14 protein-coding genes are annotated in these 12,034 nt (G+C 66.7%); all 14 read left to right on the forward strand.

The window, feature by feature from the left end; translation table 11 throughout:
• The first annotated feature begins 184 nt into the window (after window positions 1-184).
• The 14 genes from IB258_RS30090 (at window position 185) to IB258_RS30155 (ending at window position 11,695) form a co-directional block, all read left to right on the forward strand.
• A complete protein-coding gene (locus tag IB258_RS30090) occupies window positions 185-1,048 on the forward strand; it encodes a VOC family protein (protein ID WP_054456504.1) in 864 nt (287 codons plus the stop codon).
• On the forward strand, window positions 1,045-1,770 hold the full coding sequence (locus tag IB258_RS30095; RefSeq protein WP_233564475.1) for a class II aldolase/adducin family protein: 726 nt from the start codon (window positions 1,045-1,047) through the stop codon (window positions 1,768-1,770). Before IB258_RS30090 ends, IB258_RS30095 begins: the two co-directional genes overlap by 4 nt.
• A complete protein-coding gene (locus IB258_RS30100; RefSeq protein ID WP_175162561.1) occupies window positions 1,767-3,221 on the forward strand; it encodes a 2-hydroxymuconic semialdehyde dehydrogenase in 1,455 nt (484 codons plus the stop codon). The genes IB258_RS30095 and IB258_RS30100 overlap by 4 nt, the downstream gene beginning before the upstream one ends.
• Window positions 3,222-3,295: 74 nt before the next feature.
• Window positions 3,296-4,471 carry an ABC transporter substrate-binding protein gene (locus IB258_RS30105; RefSeq protein ID WP_054456506.1) on the forward strand — a complete coding sequence of 392 codons (1,176 nt, stop codon included), beginning with the start codon at window positions 3,296-3,298 and terminating at the stop codon, window positions 4,469-4,471.
• Between the two features lie 18 nt (window positions 4,472-4,489).
• Window positions 4,490-5,410 carry a branched-chain amino acid ABC transporter permease gene (locus tag IB258_RS30110; RefSeq protein ID WP_042793142.1) on the forward strand — a complete coding sequence of 307 codons (921 nt, stop codon included), beginning with the start codon at window positions 4,490-4,492 and terminating at the stop codon, window positions 5,408-5,410.
• Between the two features lie 28 nt (window positions 5,411-5,438).
• Window positions 5,439-6,470, forward strand: coding sequence for a branched-chain amino acid ABC transporter permease (locus IB258_RS30115; RefSeq protein WP_119449078.1), 1,032 nt, complete (start codon window positions 5,439-5,441; stop codon window positions 6,468-6,470).
• Window positions 6,467-7,240, forward strand: coding sequence for an ABC transporter ATP-binding protein (locus IB258_RS30120; RefSeq protein WP_054456507.1), 774 nt, complete (start codon window positions 6,467-6,469; stop codon window positions 7,238-7,240). Before IB258_RS30115 ends, IB258_RS30120 begins: the two co-directional genes overlap by 4 nt.
• A 9-nt stretch (window positions 7,241-7,249) precedes the next feature.
• Window positions 7,250-7,948, forward strand: coding sequence for an ABC transporter ATP-binding protein (locus tag IB258_RS30125; protein ID WP_192353584.1), 699 nt, complete (start codon window positions 7,250-7,252; stop codon window positions 7,946-7,948).
• Between the two features lies 1 nt (window position 7,949).
• Window positions 7,950-8,720, forward strand: a complete 771-nt coding sequence (locus IB258_RS30130; protein ID WP_192353585.1) for an SDR family NAD(P)-dependent oxidoreductase — start codon at window positions 7,950-7,952, stop codon at window positions 8,718-8,720.
• Window positions 8,721-8,810: 90 nt separating this feature from the next.
• Entirely contained in the window at window positions 8,811-9,254 is a 444-nt protein-coding gene (aac(6'), locus tag IB258_RS30135; protein ID WP_125473742.1) for an aminoglycoside 6'-N-acetyltransferase, read from the forward strand.
• Between the two features lie 98 nt (window positions 9,255-9,352).
• Window positions 9,353-9,604 (forward strand): hypothetical protein, encoded by a 252-nt coding sequence (locus IB258_RS30140; protein WP_082401205.1) that lies wholly within the window; start codon window positions 9,353-9,355, stop codon window positions 9,602-9,604.
• A 3-nt stretch (window positions 9,605-9,607) separates the two neighbouring features.
• Window positions 9,608-10,276 (forward strand): hypothetical protein, encoded by a 669-nt coding sequence (locus tag IB258_RS30145; protein WP_225590569.1) that lies wholly within the window; start codon window positions 9,608-9,610, stop codon window positions 10,274-10,276.
• Between the two features lie 68 nt (window positions 10,277-10,344).
• On the forward strand, window positions 10,345-10,647 hold the full coding sequence (locus tag IB258_RS30150) for a helix-turn-helix transcriptional regulator (RefSeq protein WP_054456511.1): 303 nt from the start codon (window positions 10,345-10,347) through the stop codon (window positions 10,645-10,647).
• A gap of 61 nt (window positions 10,648-10,708) precedes the next feature.
• On the forward strand, window positions 10,709-11,695 hold the full coding sequence (locus IB258_RS30155) for a zinc-dependent alcohol dehydrogenase family protein (protein WP_192353586.1): 987 nt from the start codon (window positions 10,709-10,711) through the stop codon (window positions 11,693-11,695).
• Window positions 11,696-12,034: the final 339 nt, after the last annotated feature.

Below are 12,034 nucleotides of genomic sequence, written 5' to 3' on the forward strand. Positions count from 1 at the left end.
CGAGGCGGAATGGGCAAGCGGGGGGAGGGTGGCGCCGTCTGACATGGGAGCTACTTTATCACTGGCTTTAAAAAATCTCGATAAAAATTATTGACGCCGAGATTTATGCTGCTTATCGTAGAAAAAAAGCGTCAAGACTACGACCGGTAATCAGCCGGCGGCAGGCGCAACCTGGAGACAAGCAGTGATACGGCTACACGACATCCGGTACGTCCGGCTGGGTACCCGCGACCTGGAATCCGCGGTCCGCTACGCGACCGCGGTGCTGGGGCTGGAAGTGGCGCGCAAGGAGCACGGCGCGGTCTATTTCAAATCCGACTCGCGCGACCACACCCTGTGCTATTTCGAAGGCGATCCGCGCGACCACACCACGGCGTTCGAGGTGGACACGTCCGAGGAACTGGAGCATGCCGGCGCGGTGCTGGAGCGCAGCGGCTATCAGGTCGCCGCGGGCAAGCGCGAGGACGCCGAGCAGCGCTACGTACGCGATTTCCTCAGTTTCATCGACCCGTCCGGCAACCGCATCGAGCTGGTGCACGCGCCGCACCACAGCGGCCGCCGCTATTTCCCCAGCCGCGATGCCGGCGTGACGGGCTTTTCGCATATCGGCCTGCGCACGCTGGACGCGCGACGCGACGAGGCCTTCTGGACCGGGCTGCTTTCAGCCCGGGTCAGCGACCGCATCGGCGAAGCGCCCTTGCTGCGCATCGACGAAGTGCACCACAAGATCGCGCTGTTCCCGTCCAGCTATCCGGGCGTGCAGCACATCAACCACCAGGTCGAAAGCATCGACGACATCATGCGTGCCTGGTACCAGCTGAAGGAATGGCAGGTGCCGATCCGCTTCGGCCCGGGGCGCCATCCGACCTCGGGGGCGATGTTCCTGTACTTCGACGGCCCCGACGGCATGATCTACGAGTACTCCACCGGCGTGCGCCTGATCACCGCCGAAGACGAGAAGACCTACCGGCCGCGCAGCTTCCCCGCAGTGCCGTCCTCGTTCTGCATGTGGGGCGCCAAGCCCGACATCCCGGAGTTCAAGACGTGAGCGCCGCGCCGATGAAAGCCGACGCCGGCCAGGAAGCGCTGGTGCGGACGGCGGCGCGCGGCCTGGCCCGCGCCGGCCTGGTCCACGCTTACGGCCATTGCAGCAGCCGCCTCGACGCCGATCACTTCCTGGTATGCGCCGCGCGGCCCATGGGCCTGATCGAACCGGGCGAGGCGGGCACGGTGGTGCCGGTGCACGGCGAACTGCCCGAAGGCGTGCTGGGCGAGGTCCGCATCCACCAGCACATCTACCGCATGCGCCCCGAAGTGGGCGGGGTGGTGCGCTCCATGCCGCCCACGGTCATGACGCTGTCCTCGGCCCGCGTGACGCCGCAGCCGCGCCATGGGATGGGTTCGTATTTCTCTCCGTCCGTGCCGCTCTGGGACGACCCGCAACTGGTGCGCAGCGACGCCCAGGCGCGCGGCGTGGCCCAGACCCTGGGCGCGGCCCGCGCCGTGGCCATGCGCGGCAACGGCGCGGTGGTGGCAGCCGAATCGCTGATGCATGCCGTGGTGCTGACCTGGTATCTGGAGGATGCCGCGCGCATCGAATGGCAACTGCGCTCGGCCGGCCTGGCCGACGGCGCGCCCACGTTCTCGCCCGAAGAGGCGGCGACCCGCGCCGTGGGCACGGGCCGGATCTACGAGCGCATGTGGGAATACCTGACCGCCGGCGACCCTGAAGCGGCGCTGGCAGACCTGTCACAACCGAGGACGCAATGACCGATTTCCGCAATTTCATCAACGGCGAATGGGTCGCCACGGACAAGACGTTCGACAACCGCGATCCGGTCGACAACCGCCTGATCGGGCGCATCCACGAGGCCGGCGACGCCGAGGTCGACGCCGCCGTGCGGGCCGCCAAGGCGGCGTTGCGCGGCCCCTGGGGCAAACTCAAGACGCAGCAGCGCGTGGAGTTGCTGCACGCGGTGGCCGACGGCATCATCCGCCGCTTCGACGAATTCGTCGATGCCGAGATCGCCGACACCGGCAAGCCCTACGACCTGGCCAGCCATCTGGACATTCCGCGCGGCGCGGCGAACTTCAAGATCTTCGCCGACCTGGTGCGCAACATCCCCAACGAGACCTTCGACCTGGAAACGCCGGATGGCGGCCATGCCCTGAACTACGGCGTGCGCGTGCCGCGCGGCGTAATCGGCGTGATCTGCCCGTGGAACCTGCCGCTGCTGCTGATGACCTGGAAGGTGGGGCCGGCGCTGGCCTGCGGCAACACCGTGGTGGTCAAGCCTTCCGAAGACACCCCGGCCACGGCCACGTTGCTGGGCGAAGTCATGAACGAGGTCGGCGTGCCGCCCGGCGTCTATAACGTGGTGCATGGCCGCGGCCCCGGTTCGGCGGGCGAAAAGCTCACGCGCCATCCGTTGGTAGACGGCATCACCTTTACCGGCGAAACCCGCACCGGCGAAGCCATCATGCAGGCCGCGGCGGTGGGCGTGCGTCCCGTGTCCTTCGAACTGGGCGGCAAGAATGCCGGCATCGTGTTCGCCGATGCGGACTTCGACAAGGCGGTGGCCGGCATCGCGCGGGCCGCCTTCGACAACACCGGGCAGGTCTGCCTGGGCACCGAGCGCGTCTACGTGCAGCGGCCGATCTTCGACCGCTTCGTGGCGGCGCTGGGCGAGCGCGCCCGCGGCTTCAAGCTGGGCCGTCCGAAGGATCCCGGCGTCAACCTGGGTCCGCTGATCTCGCAGCGCCATCGCGACAAGGTGCTGGGCTACTACGCCCGCGCCCGTGAAGAAGGCGCCACGGTGGTGGCCGGCGGCGGCGTGCCGGACATGCCGGACGACCTGGCCGGCGGCGCCTGGATCCAGCCCACGGTCTGGACCGGCCTGCCGGAAAGCTCGGCCGTGATCCAGCAGGAGATCTTCGGCCCCTGCTGCCACATCGCGCCCTTCGACACGGAAGAAGAAGCCGTCGCCCTGGCCAACGCCACGCCCTACGGCTTGGCGGCCTCGGTCTGGACCAGCAACGTGGGCACCGCCCATCGCATGGGACAGGCCCTGGAAGTGGGCATCTGCTGGATCAATTCCTGGTTCCTGCGTGACCTGCGCACGGCCTTCGGCGGAGCCAAGCAGTCCGGCATCGGCCGCGAGGGCGGCGTGCATTCGCTCGAGTTCTACACGGAGCTGCGCAATGTCTGCGTGAAGCTCTGACCTGTAAGCAGGCCTTAGTACCGGCAGGCGCCGCGCAGAACGGCGCCGCCGTCCATCCCCCAAGGAGACTTAGCATGCAAGCATACGCACGCGGCCTGTCCGCGCTGGCCGCGGTCGCGGCCCTGACCGTGGCCAACGCCGCAATGGCGGACATCCGCATCGGCTTTACCGGGGTGCTGTCCGGCCCCCAGGCGGCATTGGGCCAGGATCAGTACGACGGCCTGATGTTGGGCATCGAGCAGCTGGGCGGCAGCCTGGGCGGCCAGAAGGCGGTGGTGATCCGCGACGACGACCAGCTCAAGCCCGACGTGGGCGCGCAGATCGTGCAGAAGTTCATCGAGAAGGACAAGGTCGACGTGATCGTCGGCCTGGGCTTTTCCAATGTGCTCATGGCCGAACTGCGGCGCATCAAGGAGTCGGGCGTGGTGGCGCTGTCCACCAACGCCGGACCCGCGCCCATCGCCGGCCGCATGTGCCTGCCCAATCTGTTCGTGCTCGGCTGGCAGAACGACAGCATGTCCGAAGCCATGGGCAAGTACGTCAAGGATCAGGGCTACAAGCGCGCCTACCTGATGTCGTCCAACTACCAGGCCGGCAAGGACAAGCTGGCGGGCTTCAAGCGCTTCTATGGCGCCGCGCCCGCTGACGAGATCTACACCCAGCTGGGGCAGCTGGATTACTCGGCCGAGATCTCGCGCATGCAGTCGGCCTCGCCCGACGCGCTGTTCGTGTTCTATACCGGCGGGGTGGGCGTGAACTTCGTGCGCCAGCTGCGCCAGGCCGGCCTGATGGAAAAGCTGCCGTTCTTCTCGGAAAGCCTGATCGATTCCAACACGCTGACCGCGCTGAAAGAGCAGGCGGTGGGTGCGATCTACGGCACGCCTTGGGCCACCACGCTGGACAACCCGCAGAACCGCAAGTTCGTCGAGGCCTTCAAGGCCAAGTACGGCCGCTTGCCGTCGGAATATGCGGTGGGCGGCTATGACGCGGCGTTCCTGCTGGATACCGCCATCAAGCAGCAGGGCGGCAAGGTCGGCGACAGCAAGGCCCTGGCCGCGGCGGTGAAGGCGGCCGGCGCCAACTTCCCCACGGTGCGCGGCAAGTTCCGCTTCAACAGCAACAACATGCCGGTGCAGGACCTGTATGCCTACCAGGTCGTGAAGGAAGGCGACGGCGTGGGCTTGAAGCAGCTGGCCAAGGTGTTCACCGACCATCAGGACGCCTACGTGGCCGACTGCCCGCTGAAGTAACGTCCCGGGAGACGCCCCATGAACGGATCCTTGCTGTTGTCGCAGATGCTTAATGGCCTGCAGCTCGGCGCCTTGCTGTTCCTGCTGTCCTCGGGGTTGACCCTGATCTTCGGCATCATGAACTTCATCAACCTGGCGCACGGGTCGCTGTATATGATCGGCGCCTTCCTGGGCGCCACCGCCTACAACGCCAGCGGCTCGTTCGCCTTCGCCATCCTGGCGGCGGTGACGGGCAGCGGCCTGGTAGGGGTGGCGCTGGAACGCCTGATTGCGCGGCCGCTGTACAAGCATGATCACCTCTATCAGGTACTGGCCACCTTCGGGCTGATGATGTTCTTCAATGAACTGGCCTCGGTCATCTGGGGCAGCCGGCCGTACTACGCCGCCGTGCCGCAGGGGCTGGAAGGGGCGGTCAGCCTGTTCGGCAACGACTATCCGGTGTATCGCCTGATGATCATCGGCGTGGGCGCGCTGGTGGCGGTCGGCGCCTGGTTCCTGATCCAGCGCACGCGCTTCGGCATGCTGATCCGGGCCGGCGCCAGCAATGCGCCCATGGCCAGCGTGCTGGGCGCCAACGTGGACCTGCAGAAGACGCTGCTGTTCCTGCTGGGCGCGGTGCTGGCCGGCGTGGCGGGCGCGCTTGCGGGGCCGATCCTGTCGGTGCAGTCCGGCATGGGTGAGCCGGTGCTGATCCTGGCGCTGGTGGTGATCGTCGTGGGCGGCATCGGCTCGGTGCGCGGCACGCTGGTCGCGGCGCTGCTGATCGCGATGATAGACACGCTGGGCCGGGCCTTCCTGCCCGACATGTTGCGCGCCGTGTTCGACGCTTCCGTCGCCAATGCGGTCGGGCCGGCGCTCGCCTCCATGCTGATCTACGTGCTGATGGCCGTGGTGCTGGCGTTCCGGCCGCAAGGCCTGGTCTTCTCGGCGCGGCGTTGACGCGCGCTTGTACTGGGGTTGGATCATCATGCAAGAACACACATACCGGCGCTGGGCGCTGCCTTTGCTGTTCCTGGTCCTGGCCGGCGTGCCTTTCGTGGCGCAATGGCTGGGTGAACCGTTCTACGTGACGCTGGGCGCGCGCATCCTGATCTATGCGCTGGCCGCGCTGGCGCTGAACCTGGTGCTGGGCTTTGCCGGACTGGTGAGCTTCGGCCACGCCATGTTCCTGGGCCTGGGTTGTTATGCCGTGGGCATTCTCAGCTATTACGGGTTTGGCAACGGCTGGCTGCAGCTGGCCGTGTGCATCGCGGTGTGCGCGCTGGTGGCGCTGATCGTCGGCACGGTCTGCCTGCGGACCTCGGGCATAGGCTTCATCATGATCACGCTGGCGTTTGCGCAGATGTTCTATTTCCTGGCGGTCAGCCTGCGCGAGTACGGCGGCGACGACGGCCTGAACATCTACGAAGCCAGTTCCTTCGGCCTGTTCGACCTGGGCGGCAGCCAGCCCGTGTACTGGGCGGCCTGGGCGGTGCTGCTGGTGTCCAGCCTGGCGATGCTGCGCCTGCGCCGCTCGCCCTTCGGCATGATCCTGCGCGCCACGCACGCCAACCCGCGCCGCGTGGACGCGCTGGGCTATTCGGTGTTCGGCGTGCGCCTGACGGCCTACGTGGCCTCCGGTGTGCTGACCGGCGTGGCCGGGCTGCTGCTGGCCAATCTGACCGCCTTCGCTTCGCCCAGCTATATGTCGTGGCCGGTGTCGGGCGAACTTATCGTCATGGTGGTGATAGGCGGGCTGGGCAATGTGCTGGGGCCGATTTTCGGCGCCGTTGCCTATCTGCTGATGGAAGAGGCCTTCAAGAGCATGACGCAGCATTGGATGCTGCTGATGGGGCCGGCGGTGGTGGTCATCGCCATGGTGGCCAAGGGCGGCTATGCCAACTCCCTGGCCTGGCTGCGGCGTCCGCCGCCTGCCGCGCCGACGGTCCAGCCCCCGGCCGCGGGTGAACAACAGGACCGCCGCCCGCCGGACGCGATCGCCAAGGAGGCTTCGGCATGAGCATGCAAACCGCAGCCGCGCCCGTTGGATTGTCCACGCAGGACCTGGTGCGCCGCTTCGGCGGCCTGAAGGCGACCGACGGCGTGTCGCTGGACGTGGCGCCTGGCGAACTGCACGCGCTGATCGGCCCCAACGGCGCGGGCAAGACGACTTTGATCAACCTGCTGTCGGGCGAACTGCGGCCCGATGGCGGCGCCGTGCGCCTGGGCGCCGCCGACGTTTCCCGCGCCTCGGTGCAGGAACGCGTGGCGCTGGGCATGCTGCGCTCCTATCAGGTGACCTCGGTGTTCGACAGCTATACGGTGCTGGACAACGCCTGCCTGGCAGCCTTGCGCAAGCGCCGCCGGCGCCTGTCGGCCTGGACCGCCTTGCGCGATTGCGCCGACGTGGTTAGCGCCGCGACCGCGGCGCTGCGGGCCTGCAAGCTGGAAGACGTGGCCGAGGCCCAGGTGGACAGCCTGGCCTATGGCCAGCGCCGCCAGCTGGAGATCGCCATGGCATTGGCGGGCGAGCCGTCGGTACTGCTGCTGGACGAGCCCATGGCCGGCATGAGCGCGGCGGAAAGCGCGGGCGTGATCGCCTTGCTGCAAAGCCTGAAGGGCCGCTACACCATCGTGCTGGTCGAACACGACATGAACGCCGTGTTTGCGCTGGCCGACCGCATCAGCGTGCTGGTCTACGGCAAGGTCATCGCCACCGGCAGCGCCGAACAGATACGCAACCATCCCGACGTGCGCCGCGCCTATCTGGGCGACGACGCCGACGCATAAGGAGCCGCCATGTTGAGCATCAGCGGATTGACGGCGGCCTATGGGCATTGCCAGACCTTGTTCGGCGTAGACCTGGACGTGGGCCAGGGCGAGGTCGTCGGCCTCATCGGCCGCAACGGCATGGGCCGCAGCACCGTCATCAAATGCCTGTTCGGCCTGCTGCCGGCCAGGCAGGGCAGCATTCGGTATGGCGAGCGTTCCCTGCGCGGACTGGCGCCGTACCGCATCGGCCGGTTGGGCCTGTCGCTGGTACCCGAAGGGCGCCAGATCTTCCCGACGCTGACGGTGGAAGAAAACCTGGTCGCCACGGCTATACACCGCGGCGGCGGCCGCGGCTGGACGCTGGAACGCGTGTATGAGCTGTTTCCGCGCCTGCACGAACGCCGCGCCAACCTGGGCACGCAGCTATCCGGCGGCGAGCAGCAGATGCTGGCGCTGGGCCGGGCGCTGATGACCAACCCGAGCCTCTTGGTGCTGGACGAAGCCACCGAAGGGCTGGCGCCGGTGGTGCGCGCCGAAATCTGGCGCGTGCTGGCGCAATTGAAAGCCGAAGGTCTATCGATGATCGTGGTGGACAAGAACACCACGGCCTTGCTGCGCCTGTCGGACCGCAACGTCATCCTCGACAAGGGCGTGACGGTGTGGCGCGGCAGCTCGGCGGAATTGTCCCAGCGGCCCGACCTGGTGGCCGCCTACGTAGGAGTCTGAGATGAGATTGCAGGACAAGGTGGCGCTGGTCACCGGCGCGGCTGGTGGCATCGGACTGGCGATCGCGCGGCGCTTCGCGGCCGAGGGTGCATACGTGCTGCTGGCCGACCGCAAGGAGGCCGAACTGATGGCCGCGGCCCGCGCGCTGGGCGATCGCGCCGCCGCGCTGGTGGCGGACGTGACCGATCCGGCTGATGCCCAGAAGCTGGCCGACGAGTGCGTGCGGCGCTGGGGCGGCCTGGACATCTGCGTCTGCAACGCCGGCGTGATCCGCGCGGCGGACTTCCTGGACCTGAAGCTCGAAGACCTGGATGCGGTCATGAACGTCAATGTGCGCGGCACCTTTCTGGTCGCGCAGGCCGCCGCGCGCGCCATGGTGGCTGGCGGACGCGGCAACGGCGCCATCGTGACGCTGTCCTCGATGACGGCGGAACTGGCGATGCCCGACCAGCTGGCCTACGGCGCCAGCAAGGGCGCGGTGCGCCAGATGACCAAGTCGATGGCGCTGTCCCTGGCGCCGCACGGCATCCGCGTCAACGCCATCGGCCCCGGCAGCATCGACACCGAAATCCTGGCCACGATCACCAGCAATCCCGACGCCCGCAGGACCGTGCTGTCGCGCATACCGATGCAGCGCCTGGGATCGACAGACGAAGTCGCCAAGGTGGCGGTGTTCCTGGCCAGCGATGACGCCAGCTACGTCACCGGGCAGACGGTGTACGCGGATGGCGGCCGGCTGGCGCTGAACTATACGGTGCCGGTGCAGGAGTAGGGCGGGGCAGGCCGAGGCCGGATACGCTTCGACAGCGAGAAGGGCAGGGTGATAAATTTCCACGCGTCATCCGGAACACAAACCCTGCCCATGAAAACCGCCCCGATTACCTCCTCCCGGGATGCCGCCTGGCTGCAACTGCGCATGGCGCTCTGGCCTGACGCGTCAGCGTCTGAGCATCAGGAAGACATGGAGGATCAGGTTTGCGCGCCGGACCGATACGTCCAGTTCCTGGCGCGCGCCGACGACGGGCAGGCGATCGGCCTTGCCGAAGCTGCGATCAGGACGGACTACGTCAATGGCACCGACTCCAGTCCCGTGGCGTTCCTGGAGGGCCTGTATGTCATGCCCGAGGCCAGGCGACAGGGCGCGGCCAGGGCCTTGATCGACGCCGTCCGGGCATGGGCGCGGGACAGGGGCTGCAAAGAGCTGGCCTCGGATACCGCGCTGGACAATGTCGTGAGCCAGGCCGCGCATACGCGTCTGGGGTTCAGGGAGACGGAACGGGTCGTCTATTTCAATATGCCGATCTGAGGCGCCAACGCTGGTTTTGCATTGCGAGTAAGGTATGGGCTGGAGGCCCTGATTTTCCGGCACGTTGGCCTGTGCCCTTCAGCGGGAACCTGAATACCATGAAGATATTCCGTCCGGCGCTGCGGACCGTCCTTGCCGCGGCCGCATGCACCTTGATCGCCGCCTGCGCGGATAAACCTCCCCAGCAAACCGAGCTGGACTATCGCAGCCGCGCGCCTTCCACGGGACAGGGCAAGAGCGATACCCCCGGCTCCTCGGACCAACGCTTGACCATACAATCCGGCGAAGGAGAGCGCCTGAACCTGCCCTGGTTCGTGCGGGATGCGCAGGACTGGATCAACAGCAACTGACATATGACCAAGCCCATGACCATGCGACGGATTTTCCTGGCGCTTGCCGCGCTGGCCGTGTCGCCGGCCATCAACGCCCAGACGCCTTCCAAGCCTGCCGCCTGGACCCCGCCGGGCCCGACCGCATGCAGCTTCTCCGGATGGACGACGAACGATAAGCCTGCCATCCAGGTGCGCGCGGCGGCATCCGCCCAGGCAGCGGTGGTGGGCAGCCTGCCGACGACTCGTGGCGACGGCCCTGATCCCGAGATCGACTACTACAGCGTGACCTTCGACGTGACCGAGGCGCGCGACGGCTGGCTCAAAATCAGGAACGCCAGCGACGACAAGACCGGCGACGAACAGAGCAAGCCGCGACCCGTATATCGGGGCGAGGGTTGGATCGAAGCCGCGGATGCGCAGGTCGGCATCCAGTCTGCGCGCGGCTACGCCCGCCCCGACACCGGCAGTGAACGGTTGCTGGATCTGGGCAGCGACTGGCTGACCGAAAGAGCTACGCTGCGCGGCATCGCCGCCTGCGAAGGCGAGTGGCTGTTGCTGGACTACCAGATGCGCAACAGCGACACGTTCGAGCCGCTGGCGTCCAAGGACCGCACGCGGGGACGGGCGTGGTTTCGCGGCGTCTGCTCGTCGTCGGAGACGACTTGCGACATGCGGTCGGTGGACAAGTGAGCAGACGAGCAGGCGTTCGTGCGAGTCCAATTTATTGACATATCGGGAAATCCCGATATCATGGTGCCATGGATCTGCTCGAAATATTCAAAGCCCTCTCCAACCGTACGCGCCTTGAGATCCTCAAAGGACTGAAGGACCCCGCCAAGAACTTCCCGCCCCAGGACGAGGGCGACGTTCATACGGTGGGGGTCTGCGTCAGCAGCATCCAGGAAGGCGTGGGGCTGTCGCAGTCCACGGTGTCCGACTATCTGGCGACGCTGCAGCGCGCGGGCCTGGTGGAAGCCAGGCGCATCGGGCAGTGGACCTACTACAAGCGGAACGAAGCAACCATACGTGCTCTTGCCGGGCTCATCGGGAAAGAGCTGTAATTTTTTTGCAGGTAAATATCGGTATTTCCCGATATCCCTATTTTTCGAAACAAGGAAAACCATGAAAGCGATGACACTCAAATCATTCGGCGGCCCGGAATCGTTCGAACTCCGCGAATTGCCCAAGCCTGTGCCGCAGGCGGGACAGGTCCTGGTCCGGGTACATGCGACCTCGATCAATCCCCTGGATTACCAGGTCCGGCGCGGCGACTATGCCGATCTGGTGCCGCTGCCGGCCATTACCGGGCACGACGTCTCGGGCGTGGTCGAAGCGGTGGGGCCGGGCGTGACGGCTTTCGTTCCTGGCGACGAAGTCTGGTACACCCCGCAAATCTTCGACGGGCCGGGCAGCTATGCCGAGTATCACGTCGCCGCGGAAGGCATAGTCGGGAAGAAGCCGCCGGCGCTGAGTCATCTTGAAGCGGCCAGCCTGAGCCTGGTGGGCGGCACGGCTTGGGAAGCGCTGGTCGTGCGCGCGGGGCTGAGAGTCGGGGAGAGCATCCTGGTGCACGGCGGCGCGGGCGGCGTCGGCCATGTGGCTATCCAGCTGGCGAAAGCCATCGGAGCGCAGGTGTACACGACCGTGCGCGCCGCCAACGCCGAGTTCGCGCGCAGCATGGGCGCTGACGTGGTCATCGATTACGAAAAGGAAGACTACGTCGAGGCCGTCATGCGGGAAACGGGCGGGCGCGGCGTCGACGTCGTGTTCGATACCATCGGCGGCGACACGCTTGCGCGCAGCCCCGATGCGCTTGCGCAATTGGGGCGGGTCGTCTCGATCGTGGACATCGCCCAGCCGCAAAACCTGATCCAGGCTTGGGGCAAGAACGCGAGTTACCACTTCGTGTTCACGCGGCAGAACCGCGGCAAGCTGGATGAATTGAGCGCGTTGGTGGCGCGTGGCCAGTTGCGGCCGCATGTGGGCGCGGTCTATGCGCTTGCCGACATTGCACAGGCTCATGCGCGACTGGAAAGTCCCAACAATGGTATCCAAGGAAAGATCGCGATTGCCGTCGCGCCGTCGGCGTACCTTCAGTGCGGGGGGTAGGGCTTCGAGGTCGCGGACGTCGGCGACTCAAGAACCCCGCCTCACAACACCGAAGCGGCAGAGCCTCGAGCTTGCGGATGTCGGAGTTCTTTAGCCGCCGAGGCTGCCCTGCGCCATTCCGATGCTCGCCCCGGTGGGGCTGCGCTTCGGATGGCTCCGGGGTCCTCGGCTGGCAGTCGCCTAATGCGTTGGTTTCGGACCCGATCATGGGCAGATGCCGTGAGGCGGGGGCCGGACGGAGGGATCCGAAGCGCAGCCCCACCGGGGCGAGCATCGGAATCCCGCAGTCCGGACGCCGGCGACTCAAGAACCCCGCCTCACAACACCGAAGCGGCAGGG

It is taken from the genome of Achromobacter sp. ACM02 (assembly GCF_014851605.1).
Classification (GTDB): Bacteria; Pseudomonadota; Gammaproteobacteria; order Burkholderiales; family Burkholderiaceae_B; genus Achromobacter; species Achromobacter aegrifaciens.